Source organism: Arthrobacter sp. efr-133-R2A-120 (assembly GCF_030209835.1).
GTDB lineage: Bacteria > Actinomycetota > Actinomycetes > Actinomycetales > Micrococcaceae > Arthrobacter.
Genome location: NZ_JARVRF010000015.1, coordinates 49,985 through 68,061, shown reverse-complemented (window position 1 = coordinate 68,061; position 18,077 = coordinate 49,985). Strand labels below are relative to the sequence as shown.

The window sequence follows — 18,077 nt, the reverse complement described above, 5'->3', positions numbered from 1 at the left end:
TGGAAGTACCGAATGGTCAAGTCAGGTGGGGCTCAGGCGTGGAGGGGGCCGTCGTGCTGGGCTCCGTCATGTTGGTCTGGGGCAGCGGCGTTGGCGGCGGCCAGCAGCTCCGGGGGCAGGAGCAAGGGGATTCCGTCCTGGATGGCATAGCGGAGCTTTTCGCCCGAGGCAGCCGCGGCCGTCGAGACAAGTTCCTCGCCGTCCTGCTCCAGCGGGGACCCGGTGACGGGGCACCGCAGGATGGACAACAATTCAGGACTGACCTTTGGCATGGTTGAAGCTCCCTGGATGGCATCTCGCGGACGCCGCTTTGGACAGATATGGCAGCTTCCAGAGTACAACCCGGCGGCGCAGGGAACGGTGTCACACAGCTTGTCACACAGGGAGCGTCGACACACGGCGTCAGACGACGCGGTTCCCGTTGCCCCGGGAGTCAGGAGGGATCGCGCAGGATGCGCAGGTGGCGCCTGGTTCCTTCTACGGGGGCCGGTCCGTCAAAGGGTGCGCGGACAGTGCGCTGTTCCGGTGCGGCCGGGGCGGACGCGGCTTCGCGCACGGCGTTGGCCAGGGCAAGGAGATCGTCCGGTCCGGGCTGTGGGGGCGAGGACGGCATGGCGAGCCGCATGACTTCCCAGCCCCGCGGTACGGTCAGCGACTCGGCATGCTGGGCGCACAGATCGTAGGAATGCGGCTCGGCGTACGTAGCCAACGGACCAAGCACCGCCGTGGATTCGGCGTAGACGTACGTCAAAGTAGCTACCGCGGATTGGCGGCAGGCTGATCTGGAACACTGACGAATGGCACCCACAACATCCCAGATTAGCCGCACTTGGCCGCGACGCGGTGCATTGCCTCTTTACGGGCATTATGTCGCGTTGGCGGAATCACGGGTCTAGAGTCGATATATGCAGTCACAGCACCACGTTCCGGGCTTCACAGTCCATTTGTCCGACACCGGGGACAGCCCGGAAACGACGACGGCGGGCACGTCCGCACGCGGCTTCAGGGAGCGCCGCAGGAACCGCCACGGGCGGGGCTTGCGCGGTGAAATCATCCTTCCCAACCTTCCCGGCTACCGGACGCGCGCCGAAAGGTTCGACGACCTCGTGCTCGATTCCGCGGAACGGCTGCAGGATATGTGGGGCAAACGGCTCGACGGCGTAGCGTTCGCCGTCGACGAGATCCCGCCGAACCTTGAGCAACTGGTGGCTGAGGGAACCGCGGCCCCGCTGGGCTCATACACTCCGGCGGCCCGCGGCGCAGGACCCGTCATCACCATCTATCGGCGCGTCGTCGAGCACACCACCGGCGGACGCGAGGACCTCCAGGACCTGGTGCACGACGTCGTCGTCGAGTACACCGCCGAAATGCTTGGAGTGCCTCCGGAGACCCTGGACCCCGTTTACCGCCGTCGTTATCAGTAACCCAGCGTGACCTGTACTTTTTCATGCCCCGCAGCGCCATCCTGGATGGTCAGGACCGAAACCCCGGGCTGATCGGCCTCGCCAAGCACGAGCGCGCCGTAGGCCGCGTCCCCTGCCGCCGACACGATGTAGCCGGAGACTGTGGCGCCGTCGGACTTATCCGGCACGCCGATGACCGAGGTGGTCCCCCCGGCGATGTCGACGGTTTCCGTCTTGTGGACCTTGCCGTCCGAAGTGACCGGCGTGTAACTGACCGTGGCCCGGCCCGTCGGCACGCCGAAGCTCAGGAAACGGGTGCCGCCTTGGGGCACCGCCATCACATGCTGGCTGCCCAAACGGACCGCGGCCGGAGACCAGGCGAAATCAACAGGATCCCCGGCTTTGAGCCCACGCGTTACGCGGGAGGACGCGGCGAAGGAAACATCCGAAGTAGCACTGACGGTATACATGCCGGCCGGGATGCCGGTGAGCGGCACTTCGGTAACCGAACCCGCTTTGGCAGTCACCGCTCCCCCACCGGGCAAGGCGCGCTGGCCGTTCGGCCCGTACAAGCGCACATCCACCACGGCGTCAACAGGACCGGGGACGGTAATCTGCAAGGCCGGAACGACGTCGGCAAACCCGGGCTTGTCCGCGAGTGACTTCACGGCGGCCGGATCCTGGACGTCCACCCCGGTCATGACCTGGGAATCAGCGGCGCCGGCACCGGGAGTAATGAGCTCGACGCCACCTGCGGTGAGGCCCCGGAGAACGCTCTGCTGGATGGTTGCCGCGACCGGGCCGCCGCTGCTGCGCAGATGCACCGAGAGCTGGCCCTCGTTCGGGGCCAGTCCGGCCAAGTTGATGGACCGCGTCGCTCCCGGCGAAACGAGCAAGCCACGGCTGTCCGGGGCTTGGATCTGTCCACGGGCACCGAACAGCTCAAGGTTGACGGTGGCCGGCGTGCCTGAGGCGTTGCTGATGTTCAAAACCGCTGTCCGCCCCAGTGCGGTGTTCGCTCCCAGGAGCCATGCATCGTTGACCGGCTGCTGGCAGGGTGCCGCCGCCAGTCCGCGGAGATCGCCGTCGCTGGCGGTGTAGCTCATCAAGCCCGCTACCGCCGCCTTCTGGCCGCTGATGGGATCGGCGCCCACGACGGTGACCTCGCCCGCGGGCCTCTGGGCCACGACGCCGGCGTTAAGCACCGGCGGCCCGGACGCAGGGGCTTGGGTGGTCGCGGGAGGCTTGGCAATGTCTGCGATAGCGGAGCCACCGAGCGAGGCCAGGTTGCTCCCCGGAACGGATCCGCTAGCGTCGCTGAGCACCACGGCATCCAGGAAGCTCTTTGCCGAACGTGAAACCGGGTTGAACTGGGTGTCGGTGCCCGCGGCGATTCCTTCGGGGAGGCGGGGAGGAGCCGGACACACCGCGGTTGTCCTGCCTGCGGGGACATCCGCAAGGGACATGTCCACCGTTTTGCTTCCCGACGGGGACGGCACGATCGATGCTGCCGACACCATCCCGGCCCCGGCAGCAAGGAGCAACGTTGCGGAAAGTGCTCCCAACACGACGGCCTTGTTCTTGTTTCCGGCTTTGCGCTGGCTGCGCTTCCTTGACCCCGCGCTGACCTTGGGTGCCGGGTCTTGGTTGTCAGACACTGCTGTACTCCTTACGGAGAGAGTTTTGTTCCTTCAGGAGGCCGGCCTTCGGCCTGCGGGCGGGCATGGGGATGGCCAGCACCGCGGTCAATCCGATGACGACGGCCTGCAGGATGCTGAGCCAAGGCTCCCAGACGGTGGTGTAGCGGATCTCGATCTGGCCGCCTGCGGAAGGCAACGTGAATGCCTGGGCCCATCCGGACGTCGTCGGGCTCAGTGGGCGGCCATCCAACCAAGCGCTCCAGCCGGCGTCTGCCCGCTCGGCGAGCACTACAAGGCGTCCGTCCCCGCCTGCCGGGATGTTGCCGGCGGCAGTGGTTCCAAGGGAGGGCAAGAGGGCAACAACGGCACCCTTGGCATCCACCACCCTGACACGGTGCGCCGTCTCGGCGTCGGCTGCGGCGGCCTGGTTGAGCGGAGTGACCCGCCACAGCCACCCGGAATCGGTCTTGCCCACTGCCACCAGGCCGGGAACGGAATCGATCCGGTTGGCCGTCAACTGGGCAGCGGTGTCGGCCGACTTCAGAACCACGAATCCGGCGCCGAGCTGCTCAAGGCCGGGCCGGGGGTCTACGCCTGATCCCGCGACAATCGTGGCCACGGCGTTCCGGATGGAGGCGGTGGCGTCGTCGTCGGCCACAAGGCGTTCCTGTCCGGGTGATCCCACGATGGAACGTCCCGCAGCGACAGTGGAGAGCGAGTCCAATGTAGTTCCGGCTCCGCGCATGAGGGATGACGTGTAGCCACCGTTCTCACCGGCGGTGATGACCAGCGTACGGGTCTGTTCCGGCCCCTGGCCGTGGTCGACGGCGGTGGCCGGCAATGTGCCCGGCCCTGAGGGCTGGACCAGGCGCGGCGTGCCAAGCGCGCCGCTGCTCGAAGTCGAGGTGTCTGCGCTGGCCAGGACATTCTGGGTTGCCCAGAGGCCCATGCTTGCAAGGGGTCCGGCAATGAGGAGAAGCGTCGCTACTGCGGAGACGATCCGCACTGCCGCGCGCTGGACCGGGCGGCCGTCTTCTGCCTTGGCCTTCAGCTGGAGGAGGTTGTCGGCGCCGATCATCGCCGCTCCCAGGAAGGCGAACCCGGCGGCGGAAACAGCCGGCCCGGTGAAGGGTGCGACGAGCACGTTGCCGTCGACGCCGGTTGCCACGTGTCCGGCAAGCCATGCCCATGCGAGGAACAAGAGGGCCCCGGCCCAGAGGAAACGCGTGACGCGGGACCGCCGTCCGGGCACAAAGAGTGCGGCAATGGACAGGAGCAGGACCGGCGCGCCGAGCAGCAGGGCAAGCGCCAGCGCCCACGGAATACCCGACGGGCCGAATAGCGCCAAGCCGGCCAAACCGCCGTTGGCATCGAATTTCAAGGGTTGGCCAAGCAGTTGCTGCCACAACGGTGCGGCTTCGAAACCCAGCGGCAGGCCCGGATCGGCCAGCATGGCGCGGGGCCGTTCCAGGACGGAGAGGACATATGGCGCAAAGAGCGCAGCGCTCGGAAGCAGTGACCACCAAATGGTCCGCCCCCGCCGCCCCAAGGCGATGCCGCAAAAAACAATGAGGACGGCAAAGGGAGGAAGCAGGGATGGCGCAGAGGCCGCTACGACTGCCAGCGCCAGGCCCGCCGCGGCAGCAGCCGTCCACGACGGAGTGCCGTTGACGCCCGGCTTGCCCGGCAACGGCTTGGCTGCGGCGTGGCCGGACGGCTGGATCTGGTCCAAGGTAGTGCCCCGCCCCAGCGCCGATCCCGTGGCTCGAAAGAGGGCCAGCACCAGCAAGGGCATCGCGACGTGGGCGAGAAGGGCGCCGGCCCTTCCTTGGTTCAAGGCGACTTGGAGGGCTGGTGCTCCGGCCCAGACCAAGGCCGCAATAAAACGGTAACGGCGCAGCGTGGTCATCGCGCCAGCGGCGAACCAGGCGCCCAGGCCAGACAGTGGCATGGCCAGCAACAACAGCCAAACGACGGCTGTGCTGGAGTCGCCTCCCCCGAGCAATGACACAAGCCACAGGAGGTAGGCGAATGGATCCCCGTGTCCGGGCAAGCCAGCGCCTAAGCTGATCCACCAACTGGACGCGGACCGCCAAATGTCCCCGGCGGCGGACAACGGCAACAGGCCTCCGCCCGTCACCCCGCTTGCCCCCAGGAGCCCCAGCAACCCGACGATGGAAGCGGCTAGCGCAACAAATCCGGCGGCGACTGCGCCCGTCCCTATCCAGCCTCGTTCATTCGTTTCGAGGGCCACGAAATCGTCACCGGCGTCACCGCTCGGTTCCGGAGCCAGGGAATCGGTCTCCTGGAATTCGTCCGCGCCAATCGCCTCGACGAGGGAGCGGCGGTGGGCCCAGACCTCGCGCCGCGGAGTCTGCAGGCCCTTGACCATCGAACGTCGCACGCGCCGCGTCCGGGCGGCGTTCTCCCTGGAACGCCAGATCGCGCGGGGACGGCCAATCGCCGCAAGGGTGGCGCCAAGTTGGGAGATCCCGTAACCCGGCTCCTTAACGAGGATGCTCAAGACGAGCCTGACCGTGCTCCCGAGCAACGCGCCGAGCGCGTGCAGCGGAACCTTCCACGGCGAAGCGTGTGTGAGCCTCAAGTGGATTTGGCTCTTGCGTGCGGCGGCGGGTGTCGCCAAGCCGTTGGGACGGTGCTCTACGTGGAACATGCGCGCCGCCGGAACCACCACAACCCGGTTGCCCGCGAGCCAGTTGCGCCAGCAGAAATCGACGTCGTCTCCCACGCCGGGAAGCGCCGGGTCGAAACCGCCCAGCTGTTCCCAGGCGTCGCGGCGGATGAGCATGCCCGCGGAATTCACCGCGAAAGTGTCTGTGCGCCCGTCGTACTGGCCCTGGTCCAGTTCGTCGGCTTCAATGAGGGTCAGCCGTTCGGCCCAGCGGCTCGTGGACAGACCGGCGTCGATGAGCCTGCGTTCCGCATCCCAGGCCAGCTGCTTGCAACCGGCCACAGTGACCGAAGGAGCGCGCTCGACTGCCAGAAGCAACTCGGCGAGGGCATCCGGGGCGGGAGCGGCGTCGTCGTGCAACAACCAGATCCATTCGACCGTGCCCGGCTCCTGCGAGGGGGTCGAACGGGCCAGGCCAGCCATGACGGCCGCGCCGAAACCCATTTTGTGTTCGCCTGTGCTGGTGACATTGGCCTTACCAAGAGCCCGCTGCAGCAACGCTGCTGACTTGTCGCGGGAGCCCGTATCAATGCCAATGGCGGCATCTGCCGGACGCGTCTGGTCCAGCAGAGCCGCCAGGGTTCTGGGGAGATAGCTACCGCCGTCGTGCGAGACGACGACGGCGGTAACGTGTACTGCCTTGAGAATCAGACCGCTCGCTTCCTCAGCCTGCGGCGTTCACGCTCGGAGAGCCCGCCCCAGATACCAAAACGTTCATCGTTGGCGAGTGCGTATTCAAGGCACTGCGAACGGACATTGCACGCACCGCAAACCTTCTTGGCATCCCGCGTGGAGCCGCCCTTCTCGGGGAAGAACGCCTCCGGGTCCGTCTGGGCGCACAAGGCGTCCGTCTGCCAACCAAGTTCGCCTTCGTCATCGAAGTCGCTTTGGCCCGGAAGCCCGATCCACACCGGCTGGGCCGGGTTGTCGAGCGGACGGCGCAGCTCCATGGGAGGATCGTCGAGATCGTCCTCCGGATCTGCCGGTGTGTCCCCCGCAAGAGCCTCGTGTGCAGCAAGAAAGGCTGTTGCCTGATCTTCCAGCGACTCCCGAGTGGTCTCGATATAGCGGTCCGCCGCCTGCGGATCTGCCGGGTCCACATACCAATCCCCCGGAACTTCGCGCGAGCGGTACTTCACCGACGCATATTCCGCGACGACTGCATCTTCCTGGATACGCAACGCTTGCCCCATGGCGTCCCTCCTGATGTTTGCAGCTGCTGCCGTGCTCATTCGGTACTCGGTTATGTACCCGATACTCCCGCAGCGGCGTTCGATATCTAATTACACGCGTGTAACTACCAAGCCGTCAAGCCGCGCCGGGATAATAATCAACTTTCCGCACTAACTCCCGCCGCGCCACGCCCGGGATTTTTTCGCCCCGCCCGCGCGACACCGCGAAAAACGGAAGCCTGACATCACTTAAGATGCATTTTCATTGAATTTCAGGGAAATCGCCCAGCCCTTCAAGAACCGCGGCAGTGCCGCCCCACAGCCCAATGTGGTGCAATTCACACGTTTTATGCGGACCAATGCCGGGCGGGGCGCCCCGTGGCAAGATGTAGCCATGAACACCCCAGCGATGAACCTGATGGCAGCCCTGCGTTCCGGACACGCCACGTCCCCCCGGCTGACCTGGTACGGGCCGGACGCCGAACGGGTGGAGCTCTCGGGCCGGGTCCTGGACAATTGGGTGGCCAAGACCAGCAACCTGCTTCAGGACGAGTTCGACGCTGAACCAGGCATGAGCCTTCGCCTGGACCTGCCGGCCCATTGGAAGTCCCTCGTGTGGGCGCTGGCGGGATGGCAACTGGGCATGGAGTTGGTGCTCGACGGCGGAAGCGCCGACCTGCTTGTCACAGACACCCCCGACGTCGGTGCGGGAGCCGGCTTTGACGCCGTCGTCGCCGTGCCGCTCGCGGCACTCGCGATGCGCTGGCCGGGAGAACTGCCGGTCGGCGTCGTGGACTACGCGGCTGAGGTCCGCTCCCACGGCGACGTGTTCATGGCGCACGCCGAACCGGACGCCGCGCTGCCGGCCCTGCGCCGCCCTGAAGCCGGACACTCGCACGGCGAACTGCTGGACGGCTTTGCCAAGGAACATGATGCCGGCGTACGCCTTCTGGTCCGCGCGGCCGACGGTTTGGAGTTGGCCCTCGCGGACGCACTGGGCGCGTGGAACAAAGACGGTTCAGTAGTCCTGGTGCACCCGGACGTCGACGTCACCCGGCACCTGCTGGACAACGAGCGCGTCAGCGGCGCTTGACCGCGTCTTCGCCTTGATCTGAGTCAGTCTCAACGCTGGCTGCATGCATGGCTTTGGCCTTGGCCCTGTGGTGGGCTTCGATGATCTCGTGGTCATGCGAGAAGGCCGGCTCTTCGTCGAGCTCCTTGTTGAACACCAGGAAGCGGTAGGCGAAGAAGCGCACCACGGTGGCCACGAGGATGCCGACGACTCCGGCAGCGAAGAGGACGTTCTTGTCCTGGATGTTCATACCGTATTTCGCGATGGCGGTCAGACCCGTGGAGATTCCGATGCCAATGCCGTTGATGATGATGAACATCACGAACTCACGCACCACGTTCGCCTGGCGGCGGTGGCGGAAGGTCCAGAAGCGGTTGGCGATCCAAGAGAACACGGTGGCTACGGTGGCGCCGACGAAACGGGCCTTGGCCTCACTGTCCGACATCGGGCCGTGCATGAGGTAGTAGGTCAAGCCGTTATCTATGACGAACGCAACACCGCCTACAGCGCCGAACTTCGCTACTTCGCGCCAAAAGAGCGAGGCAAGCCCGCGCATGCGATCTGCAAGTGTGTTGATCATGACCCTCCATGGCCGTTGTTCTAGGGGGCCGATGGGCCGAAGGTTCCATTTTAGCTCCGATTCCTAGGAGCTTGCCGAATCATTCCGCGCTGACAGCCTCCCACCGACGCTGCACGGGACCGGGCAGGGAGCAGAATCTAAGAACCAGCTGCTGGTTCGGTAGGCTGATCCTTGTGACTTTTCCTGTAATTGGCGTGGTGGGCGGCGGCCAGCTCGCACGAATGATGGCCCCGGCCGCAACCGCCCTTGGCTTTGAACTCCGCGTCCTTGCCGAAGGTGAGGACGTTTCCGCGGTCCAGGCCGTGGCAACAGCTCCCGTTGGCGACTACAAGGACCTCGCTGCCCTCCTTGAGTTCTCGGAAGGCTTGGACGTCATGACGTTCGACCACGAGCACGTCCCCACCGGGCACCTGAGGGCACTGATCGAGGCCGGAGTCAACGTCCAGCCTGGCCCTGATGCCTTGGTGCACGCGCAGGACAAACTCGTGATGCGCGCCGCGATCGACCGCCTGGGACTCCCCAATCCAGCGTGGGCTGCAGTCCACGGCGTCGAAGACCTGGTCGCTTTCGGCGAGCAGACCGGATGGCCGGTCGTCTTGAAGACCCCCCGTGGGGGCTACGACGGCAAGGGTGTGCGCATCATTCACTCCGCCGACGAAGCCCGTACCACCTCGGATTGGTTCGAAGCCATGAGCCCGCTATTGGCCGAAGAGAAGGTTGAGTTCAGCCGCGAGCTTTCCGCGCTCGTTGCAAGGACCCCCGACGGCGAATCCCGCGCCTGGCCGGTCGTCCACACCGTCCAGGTGGACGGTGTCTGCGACGAAGTGATTGCGCCGGCCCAAGACATTCCCGTGGAGGTCGCTGCGGCGGCCGAAGAGGCTGCGCTGCGGATCGCCAATGAACTCGGAGTCACGGGCGTCATGGCGGCCGAACTCTTCGAAACGCCCGGCGTCGGAGTCGGGTTCCTGGTCAACGAGCTCGCCATGCGGCCACACAACACCGGCCACTGGACGCAAGACGGCTCCGTCACGAGCCAGTTTGAACAGCACCTGCGCGCCGTCCTCAACCTCCCGCTCGGTGCCACCGACGCCCTGGGCGCGGTGGTTGTCATGAAGAACTTCCTGGGCGGCGACAACGAGGATCTCTTCAGCGCCTACCCGAAGGCCCTCGCCTACGAACCGGCCGCAAAGGTCCACTGCTACGGCAAGTCCGTGCGGGCCGGCCGCAAGATCGGGCACGTCAACCTCGTCGGCAACTCGACGGCGGACGTCGATTCCATCCGACACCGTGCCACCGTAGTGGCCGACATCATCCGTGACGGCCGCATGCCGGCCGAGACCACCTCCGAGGAGACCGCATGAGCGCAGAAACGATGGATGCCGACAACGCGGGCGCGGCTGTCGCAGCCCCGATCGTGGGCCTCGTCATGGGCTCCGACTCCGACTGGCCCGTCATGGAAGCCGCAGCGGACGCCCTGGCCGAATTCGGCATCCCCTTCGAAGCCGACGTCGTCTCCGCGCACCGCATGCCCACGGAAATGATCCGCTACGGCCAGACTGCCCACGAGCGCGGCCTCCGCGTCATCATCGCCGGAGCAGGCGGCGCAGCCCACTTGCCGGGCATGCTCGCCTCCGTCACCCCGCTGCCCGTCATCGGCGTCCCGGTCCCGTTGAAGACCCTGGACGGCATGGATTCCCTATTGTCCATCGTGCAGATGCCCGCCGGCGTTCCCGTAGCCACGGTTTCCATCGGCGGCGCCCGCAACGCAGGCCTCCTGGCGGTGCGCATTCTGGCGTCCGGAACCGATGAGCTGGCCGTCCGGCTTCGCGGCGAGCTGCTCGAATTCGCCCAGGAGCTCAACAACACCGCCACCGAAAAAGGCGCCAGGCTCCGCGACAAGGTCGCCGAAGTCTTCTCCACGGCGAACGTCTCCGCCCGGAGCAGCCGCTAGGAGCCCGGGCAGCCGCTAAGAGGTCATCCCCGGCATTTTCGAATGAACCGTCCCGCAATGACAAGGATCCCCTGCCGTGTACCAGCTTGAGAATGTTCTCCGCCCCTATGCATGGGGATCGACGACGGCGATCGCCGCTCTGCTGGGAAGGCCCGCCTCGGGTGGTCCGGAGGCGGAGTTGTGGATCGGAGCGCATCCGGATTCGCCGTCCGTAGCCACCCGTCCGGATGGGTCCTCCGTCGCCCTGGACGCCCTGATCAGCGTGGATCCGGTGCACTTCCTTGGTGAAACGAGCGTGGCCGAATTCGGTCCCCGCTTGCCGTTCCTCACCAAGCTCCTTGCAGCGGACAAGCCCCTGTCCTTGCAGGTCCACCCTCGCCTACAGCAAGCCAGGGACGGTTTCGCGAAGGAAAATGCCGCAGGGATGGCAGCGGACGCACCCGAGCGCAACTATCGCGATGACAACCACAAGCCGGAGATGATCTTCGCGCTGACCCCGTTTCACGCCCTTTGCGGTTTCCGTCCCGCCACCGATTCGCAGCGTGTCTTCGAGCACCTCGCGAGCCTCCTGGACCTTGCCGCCGTCGACGTTCCGGACGTCATTACCGGCGTCATCGCGGACCTCTCCGGGTCCGATGAGCCGACAGCACTCAAAACTGCGTTCACCCGCCTGATTACCGGCGGGGATGCCGTCTCAGCTGCCACCGATCAGGTGGTTTTCATCCTGAGATCAGGCGCGCCGATGGGTCAGCACGCCGCGGAACTGTCCACCTTGGTGGACATCAACAGTGAGTTCCCGGGAGATCCCGGTGTCCTGATTTCCCTGCTCTTGAATCTTGTCTTCCTGTCCCCGGGCGAATCGGTGTACCTGCCGGGTGGAAACGTCCACGCCTACCTGAAAGGCCTCGGTGTTGAGGTGATGGCGGCTTCGGACAACGTGCTCCGTGGCGGCCTCACACCCAAGCACGTCGATGTCCCCGAGCTCCTGAAGACCATCGAATTCGCGTCCCTCGGCGTACCGCGCATCGAGCCGAGGACCTCCGGATTCGGCCAGGATCTGTATGTGCCGCCGTTCAAGGAATTCCAGCTCCAGCGCATCGAGTTGGCTCCCGGAGCCGAACCGGTGCCGATGGCGCAAGCCGGCCCCGCCGTCGTCGTCGTGGTTTCGGGTTCCGTCGTGCTCGACTCCCCCAAGAGCGAGCTCGCCGTGGAGCGCGGCGGGAGCGCGTTCATCCCGGCATCCGAAGAACCCGTCATGGTGCACCCGGTCGCCGGTGCAAGCGGAACGAGCGTTGCCTTCGCCGTCACAACGGGCCTGGGGAACTAGAGGGTGGAGTACTTCCTGCAGACGCCCGCCTGGGCGGCCTTCCAGCGATCCCTCGGCCGTACCGTGCACGAGGAGTCCGGTCAGGGTTGGCGTTTCCTCGCCGTCGAGGAAAAGAACCCTGCGGGCAAGGTCATCTACACGCCTTACGGACCCGTGGCCGATTCGCTGGAGGCCTTCGACGATGCCGTAGCCGCACTTGTGGCGATCGCGCGCCGCAGCCGCGCGGTGTTTGTCCGGATGGAACCCGTCACCGCCGGGTTCGAAGCCGCCGACGCCGGTGCGGTGCTGAGGGAACGCGGACTGCAGCCGGCGCCGTCCAACCAGCAGCCGGAGTTGAGCTGGATTGTGGATCTGGACGGCGACTTCAAGGACGTCCTTGCGGGCATGAAACCCACCAACCGGAACCTGTACCGCAACATCCACAAGAAGGGTGTCACCTTCCGGTCCTCGCAGGATCCTGAAGAGATCTCGGTGCTTCTCGACTTCCTGCACATGACCGCCGCGCGCAACGGTTTCAAGCCCCAGAGCGATGACTACTTGAGCTCGGTGGCCCGCTCCCTCATGCCGGCCGGTGCCGGCACCCTGTTCATCGCCGAACTCGAGGGCGAGCCCATAGCGGCCGCCCTGGCGTACGACTCCGCCGACACACGCACCTACGCCCACGCAGCTCTCGATGACACGCACCGCAAGCTCAGCGCGGGCATTCCGTTGCTCGTGACGCTCATGGCGGATGCCAAGGACAAGGGACTCAAGCACGTCGACCTGTGGGGCGTGGCTCCGGAAGACGAGCCTGACCACAAGTGGGCCGGATTCACCGCCTTCAAGAAGTCCTTCGGGGGCCGCGAAATCGCCTACCCCGGCACATGGGACCTTCCCGTCAACAAGTTCCGGTACGGTGCCTACCAAGTGGCCCGGAAGCTGCGCGAAAAGCTCCGCTGAGTTTCCTCGGCGCGAACTGGCAGCAGATACCCTCAAATTCCGATTCTGCGGGCATTTGCTGCCAACTCGCGGCCTGTCCAGAGCGCCCGGCGAACCTTATCCACCACTTCCGGCCGGGGCCCGAGCAAATCGTCATGGTGGACCCGGACTTCGCGCCAACCCAGCCGTTCTGTCAGCGCCTGTCGTCTGATGTCTCTCTTGTATTGCTCAGCCTCCCCGTGATGGCCGCCTTCGTATTGGAGCGAGATCCGCTCCTTCACGTAAGCGGCATCGGGCCAAAGGGCAGGGGCACCCCACTCATTGAAGATGACGTGGTTTAGCGTGGGTTCGGGCAGCCCTGCATGCAGCAATATGAGGCGCATCTGCGTTTCCCGCGGCGAATCCGCTCCGACTCGAACCAGGTCCAGGGCCAGCCGGGCCTTGCGGACCCCTCGCATACCGGGGTGGGCTGCGACGATTGCCTTCAATTCGTCAACGGTCGCCAACGCCTGACGCGGCCTGGGATGGTTTTCGTCGTGCTCGACGACGATCGAGTCGCCCGCCGCGATAATGTCATCGATACTCATCACATGGGCCAAGTCCAGCCACGTACGCGCAGGCGAGGTAAGCCGGACGCCGTCGAGCTCGATCACTTCACCCGGTTTGAACGACAGTTGGTGTCCAACAACGTTGCGTCTCCGCGGTTTCCATTTTTCGCCAGTGCGGGCAAGGTGAATCCGCCAGTCCCCTTCAAGTGCTTTGGACAAACTGATGCCATGGACCCGCGCCGCGGATCCATGGCTAAGGCAGCACTCTGGATCGAGCTCGGTGTAACCCCGTAAATGCTCCGCCACCGTCCCTGTGCTGTGCAGCGGCAGGCGCAGTCCCCTCGACAACGTGACAATGCCGTCGCGGCGCAGTTGCTTCTGGCTCAGTCCGAGGCTCTCAGCGGCCGACGCCGGAAAGGAACCGTTTGGAAGCTGAGGGGGCATCGGAGTCCGGGACATGCTCAATTCTTGCCCGGCTTCGAGCCCTAAATTGAGTTATCCACAGGACGGATTCCGCTCCTCAACACGAACTGGCAGCAAATGCCTCCAAATCTCGATCCAGAGGGCATTTGCTGCCAGTTCGCGCGGGAGCCTGGTCCTACTTGCGGGCGTAGCCCTCCCACTTGCTGGCCTGGTGCTCGCCTTCGACGAAGCGGATGGTGCCGGACTTGGAGCGCATTACGATGGACTGGGTCAGGACCTTGTCCTTGGAGTAGCGCACACCCTTGAGGAGGTCGCCGTCGGTGATGCCGGTAGCTGCGAAGTAGCAGTTGTCGCTCGTGACGAGGTCGTTCGTGGAGAGGACGCGTTCGAGGTCGTGTCCGGCGTCGATGGCCTTCTGCTTCTCGTCGTCGCTCGTGGGCCACAGGCGGCCCTGGATGACACCGCCGAGGGACTTGATGGCACAAGCGGCCACGATGCCTTCCGGGGTACCGCCGATGCCCATCAGGGCGTCGACGCCGGTGCCCGAACGTGCGGCGGCAATGGCGCCTGCAACGTCGCCGTCCATGATGAACTTGGTGCGCGCACCGGCTTCGCGGATTTCCTCCACCAGCGGGCGGTGGCGGTCGCGGTCCAGGATCATGACGTTGAGTTGGTTGACCTTGACGCCCTTGGCCTTGGCGATCAGGTGCAGGTTCTGCTTCACCGGCAGGCGCAGGTCCACCATGTCGGCGGCTTCGGGGCCCGTGACGAGCTTCTCCATGTAGAACACGGCGGAGGGATCGAACATCGTGCCGCGTTCGGCAACTGCCAGCACGGCGAGGGCGTTGTTGATGCCCAGCGCGGTCAGGCGGGTTCCATCGATGGGGTCGACGGCGACGTCGCACTCGGGTCCGGTGCCGTCACCGACGTGCTCGCCGTTGAAGAGCATGGGGGCTTCGTCCTTTTCACCCTCGCCAATGACAACGACGCCGTTGAAATGGACGGTGTGGAGGAAGGAGCGCATGGCGTCAACGGCGGCGCCGTCTGCCTTGTTCTTGTCGCCGAAACCAACCCAGTGGCCGCCGGCAATGGCGGCGGCTTCTGTAACGCGGACTAGTTCGAGGGCCAGGTTGCGGTCCGGCTCATCGGTCCCGACGGCGAGCGCCGGCGAAATCGTGGAATACTTCTGGGACATTGGCGCTGGAGACACGTGAACCTCTTCTTCGATGACGCGATTCGTGGGACCAGGAATGGCTGGGCTTGGCGGCCTGAATGATTCCTCTAGAACAGATCATAGTCGGGGCGGGGCGGCGCGGTCATGGGATGACCAACTCCCGGGACGCCCCTTGCGCGGACCGGCCGATGTGTATTAGCCGCTTGGATAGGAGACTATTGAAGCGTGAGTGAAACGCAAGACAAAGCAATTGCCGCCGCCCCCTCCGCCAGCGGAGGCACGGGCGCAGCTGGCGCCGACGACGCCGGTCAGCCTGCGGTGAAGCCCGTTATCGCGGCGAAAGCAGCCAAAAGGGCGAATGCGTCGGTGATCGGCATGCTCATCGCGTTACTCCTCTGCGTGCTCGCGTTCCTGCCGATTGTCCTCATGAATCCTTCTCCAAAGAGCAACGGTTACAAGCCCAACGTCGATGTGGCGGCAACCGCAGCCAACGCGAAAGATGTGGCGGGTTTCACACCAGTGGCGCCGGATACCGGCGACACATTCAGTCCGAACTACGCTCGCTGGTCATCCGGAACCGGCGATGGCGTACCCACGTGGGAGGTCGGATACGTCACTCCCAAGCAGGCGTTCATCGGAATTGTCCAGACCCGCAAGGCCAATCCGACCTGGATTTTCCAGCAGACCGGCAGCGCTCCGGTGACCGGAACGCGCAGCGCCGGCGGCCGCGACTGGGAGCTCCATGACACGGCAAAGGGCAACCGCAGCATGGTCCTGAGCTACCGCGGCACCACGATCATCCTGAGCGGCAGCGCAGGACTGGACGAGTTCTCCACCTTGGCCGCAGCCGTCGTGAAGGCAGCGGACGCAGCTCCGGTCGCTTCCGCGGACCCGAGCACGAAGCCGGGCGACACAGTTTCGCAGCCTGCAACCTCAAAGCCGTAAAGTAGCGCCGTGGCTACCTATCTGACTCCTGCACTTGCCTGGCGCCGCTTGCGCGAAGGAAACGAACGCTTCGTCGCCGGGGAATCCTTGCACCCCAACCAGGACGCATCCCGGCGGCATTCCTTGGTCGAGGACCAGCACCCCTTTGCCGTGATCTTCGGTTGCTCGGATTCCCGCCTGGCCGCGGAAATCATCTTCGACCTCGGCCTGGGCGATGCCTTCGTGGTCCGCACCGCCGGTCAGGTGATCGACGACGCGGTCCTCGGTTCGCTGGAATACAGCATCTCCCAACTGCATGTCCCCCTCATCGTGATCCTGGGCCACGACAGCTGCGGCGCAGTGACCGCGACCAAGAGTGCCGTGGAGACCGGTGAAATGCCTGCAGGTTTCATCCGTTCACTCGTGGAGCGCATCACGCCTTCCGTGCTCACCGCGATGCGAAACGAGCAGACGGACGTCAACGAGATGGTCGTGGAGCACGTCAAGCAGACGGCCCGCCGCCTGGCCGACAGTTCCCGTGTGATTTCCGACGCGATCGACGACGGCCGGGCCGCCGTCGTCGGGCTTTCCTACAAACTGGACGAAGGCCGCGCGGCGCTGGTTTCCGGGATCGGCAAGCTCTAGGCCGGATGCCGGGCCGCCCCCAAAGGGCGGCAACCAGCGGCCGTAGCTTTGCTCCACCGGTTTTCGGTCAAGCGGCTGCTCGCCATAAGCTAGCCCCATGACTTCCACTCAAGAATCCAACACGGCCGAGTTCCGTATTGAACATGACACGATGGGCGAAGTTCGCGTTCCTGTGAACGCCCTGTACCGCGCCCAGACGCAGCGCGCCGTGGAGAACTTCCCGATCTCCGGCAAGACGCTTGAGCGCGCGCACATCGCGGCCTTGGCCCGCGTCAAGAAGGCTGCGGCCTTGGCAAACGCTGAACTTGGGGTGCTCGACGGCGAGCTCGCCGCGGCTATTGCCAACGCTGCCGATGAGGTTGCCACCGGGAAGTACGACGGCGACTTCCCCATCGACGTCTTCCAGACCGGTTCGGGTACGTCCTCCAACATGAACACCAACGAGGTCATCGCTGAACTGGCGACGCGTGCCCTCGCGGCGGCCGGGAGCGACAAAGTTGTCCACCCGAACGACCACGTCAACGCTTCCCAGTCCTCGAACGACGTCTTCCCGACGTCCGTCCACGTCGCCGCGACGTCGGCCCTGATCAACGACCTGATCCCGGCCCTTGAGTACCTGGCTGCTTCCCTGGACCGCAAGGCCGCGGAGTTCAAGGACGTCGTCAAGTCCGGCCGCACCCACCTCATGGACGCCACTCCGGTGACTTTGGGCCAGGAGTTCGGCGGCTACGCCGCGCAGGTCCGTTACGGCATCGAGCGCATCAACGCCGCCCTCCCCCGCGTCGCCGAGGTTCCCCTGGGCGGCACCGCGGTCGGCACCGGCATCAACACCCCGGAAGGCTTCCCGGAGCGCGTTATCGAACTCCTCGCGGCCGACACCGGCCTGCCCCTGACCGAGGCACGCGACCACTTCGAGGCGCAGGCCAACCGTGACGGGCTCATCGAGGGCTCCAGCCAGCTGCGCAACATCGCCATCTCCTTCATGAAGATCAACAACGACCTCCGCTGGATGGGCTCCGGCCCCAACACGGGACTTGGCGAGATCTCCATCCCGGACCTCCAGCCCGGCTCGTCGATCATGCCGGGCAAGGTCAACCCGGTCATCTGCGAAGCCTCGATCATGGTCTGCGCCCAGGTCATCGGCAACGACACCGCCATTGCCTGGTCCGGTACCAACGGCGCCTTCGAGCTCAATGTCGGCATCCCCGTGATGGCCGCCAACCTGCTCGAATCCATCCGCCTCCTGGCCAACACCAGCCGCGTCATGGCCGACAAGATGATCGACGGCATCACGGCCAACGTGGAGCGCGCCCGCTTCCTTGCCGAGGCTTCCCCGTCCATCGTGACCCCGCTGAACAAGTTCATCGGCTACGAAGCAGCGGCAAAGATCGCCAAGAAGGCTGTTGCCGAGGGTTTGACCATCCGCGAAGCCGTGATCTCACTTGGTTACCTTGAGCGCGGCGAACTGAGCGAAGAGCAGCTCGACAAGGCTCTCGACGTCACCACCATGACCCGCCCGGCCCACAAGGCCTAGTTTCCCGCCAGCCCGACTGGCCAGCCCGACGGCGGCCGGCACCTTCCCCACGGAAGGTGCCGGCCGCCGTCGTC

At 65.4% G+C, this 18,077-nt stretch carries 17 protein-coding genes; 9 read left to right on the top strand and 8 right to left on the bottom strand.

Annotation, left to right across the window (positions count from 1 at the left end; genetic code table 11):
- Positions 1-32: 32 nt before the first annotated feature.
- Complete coding sequence (locus QRN52_RS09625; RefSeq protein ID WP_284752500.1) at positions 33-272, bottom strand: Trm112 family protein; 240 nt, start codon at positions 270-272, stop codon at positions 33-35.
- Between the two features lie 161 nt (positions 273-433).
- On the bottom strand, positions 434-808 hold the full coding sequence (locus tag QRN52_RS09620; RefSeq protein ID WP_284752499.1) for a DUF3499 domain-containing protein: 375 nt from the start codon (positions 806-808) through the stop codon (positions 434-436).
- Positions 809-905: 97 nt separating this feature from the next.
- Here QRN52_RS09620 and QRN52_RS09615 point away from each other — a divergent pair, with 97 nt between their 5' ends.
- Entirely contained in the window at positions 906-1,424 is a 519-nt protein-coding gene (locus QRN52_RS09615; RefSeq protein WP_284752498.1) for a metallopeptidase family protein, read from the top strand.
- Here QRN52_RS09615 and QRN52_RS09610 read toward each other — a convergent pair.
- From QRN52_RS09610 to QRN52_RS09600, 3 genes are read right to left on the bottom strand one after another with little or no spacing between them, the layout of a single operon-like run.
- Positions 1,418-3,061, bottom strand: a complete 1,644-nt coding sequence (locus QRN52_RS09610; RefSeq protein WP_284752497.1) for a DUF5719 family protein — start codon at positions 3,059-3,061, stop codon at positions 1,418-1,420. The two genes, QRN52_RS09615 and QRN52_RS09610, sit on opposite strands and share 7 nt — an antisense overlap.
- Positions 3,054-6,383 carry a glycosyltransferase gene (locus QRN52_RS09605; protein WP_284752572.1) on the bottom strand — a complete coding sequence of 1,110 codons (3,330 nt, stop codon included), beginning with the start codon at positions 6,381-6,383 and terminating at the stop codon, positions 3,054-3,056. Before QRN52_RS09605 ends, QRN52_RS09610 begins: the two co-directional genes overlap by 8 nt.
- Positions 6,383-6,928 (bottom strand): WhiB family transcriptional regulator, encoded by a 546-nt coding sequence (locus QRN52_RS09600; protein ID WP_284752571.1) that lies wholly within the window; start codon positions 6,926-6,928, stop codon positions 6,383-6,385. The genes QRN52_RS09605 and QRN52_RS09600 overlap by 1 nt, the downstream gene beginning before the upstream one ends.
- Positions 6,929-7,301: 373 nt before the next feature.
- Between QRN52_RS09600 and QRN52_RS09595 the strand changes: the two genes are divergently transcribed.
- Positions 7,302-8,000 carry a TIGR03089 family protein gene (locus QRN52_RS09595; protein WP_284752496.1) on the top strand — a complete coding sequence of 233 codons (699 nt, stop codon included), beginning with the start codon at positions 7,302-7,304 and terminating at the stop codon, positions 7,998-8,000.
- Here the strand turns inward: QRN52_RS09595 and QRN52_RS09590 are convergent.
- The gene (locus tag QRN52_RS09590) at positions 7,987-8,559 is read right to left on the bottom strand and encodes a GtrA family protein (protein ID WP_284752495.1); all 573 of its coding nucleotides are present in this window, start codon (positions 8,557-8,559) and stop codon (positions 7,987-7,989) included. The genes QRN52_RS09595 and QRN52_RS09590 overlap by 14 nt on opposite strands.
- 173 nt (positions 8,560-8,732) lie before the next feature.
- On the opposite strand from QRN52_RS09590, the gene QRN52_RS09585 reads away from it, so the two are divergent.
- The 4 genes from QRN52_RS09585 (at position 8,733) to QRN52_RS09570 (ending at position 12,776) form a co-directional block, all read left to right on the top strand.
- Entirely contained in the window at positions 8,733-9,920 is a 1,188-nt protein-coding gene (locus tag QRN52_RS09585; protein WP_284752494.1) for a 5-(carboxyamino)imidazole ribonucleotide synthase, read from the top strand.
- The gene (gene purE, locus QRN52_RS09580; RefSeq protein WP_284752493.1) at positions 9,917-10,510 is read left to right on the top strand and encodes a 5-(carboxyamino)imidazole ribonucleotide mutase; all 594 of its coding nucleotides are present in this window, start codon (positions 9,917-9,919) and stop codon (positions 10,508-10,510) included. Before QRN52_RS09585 ends, purE begins: the two co-directional genes overlap by 4 nt.
- Before the next feature lie 76 nt (positions 10,511-10,586).
- Entirely contained in the window at positions 10,587-11,837 is a 1,251-nt protein-coding gene (manA, locus tag QRN52_RS09575) for a mannose-6-phosphate isomerase, class I (RefSeq protein ID WP_284752492.1), read from the top strand.
- Positions 11,838-11,840: 3 nt separating this feature from the next.
- Positions 11,841-12,776: a lipid II:glycine glycyltransferase FemX gene (locus QRN52_RS09570; RefSeq protein WP_284752491.1), complete on the top strand. Its 936-nt coding sequence runs from the start codon at positions 11,841-11,843 to the stop codon at positions 12,774-12,776.
- A gap of 32 nt (positions 12,777-12,808) precedes the next feature.
- On the opposite strand, the gene QRN52_RS09565 is transcribed toward QRN52_RS09570, so the two are convergent.
- Positions 12,809-13,762, bottom strand: a complete 954-nt coding sequence (locus QRN52_RS09565) for a putative endonuclease domain-containing protein (protein ID WP_284752490.1) — start codon at positions 13,760-13,762, stop codon at positions 12,809-12,811.
- A gap of 139 nt (positions 13,763-13,901) precedes the next feature.
- Positions 13,902-14,921 carry a class II fructose-bisphosphatase gene (glpX, locus tag QRN52_RS09560; RefSeq protein ID WP_184736742.1) on the bottom strand — a complete coding sequence of 340 codons (1,020 nt, stop codon included), beginning with the start codon at positions 14,919-14,921 and terminating at the stop codon, positions 13,902-13,904.
- Positions 14,922-15,125: 204 nt separating this feature from the next.
- On the opposite strand from glpX, the gene QRN52_RS09555 reads away from it, so the two are divergent.
- The 3 genes from QRN52_RS09555 (at position 15,126) to QRN52_RS09545 (ending at position 18,003) form a co-directional block, all read left to right on the top strand.
- Entirely contained in the window at positions 15,126-15,845 is a 720-nt protein-coding gene (locus QRN52_RS09555) for a DUF4245 domain-containing protein (protein ID WP_284752489.1), read from the top strand.
- A gap of 9 nt (positions 15,846-15,854) precedes the next feature.
- Positions 15,855-16,469: a carbonic anhydrase gene (locus QRN52_RS09550; RefSeq protein ID WP_078105935.1), complete on the top strand. Its 615-nt coding sequence runs from the start codon at positions 15,855-15,857 to the stop codon at positions 16,467-16,469.
- A gap of 97 nt (positions 16,470-16,566) precedes the next feature.
- Positions 16,567-18,003 (top strand): class II fumarate hydratase, encoded by a 1,437-nt coding sequence (locus QRN52_RS09545; protein ID WP_284752488.1) that lies wholly within the window; start codon positions 16,567-16,569, stop codon positions 18,001-18,003.
- Positions 18,004-18,077: the final 74 nt, after the last annotated feature.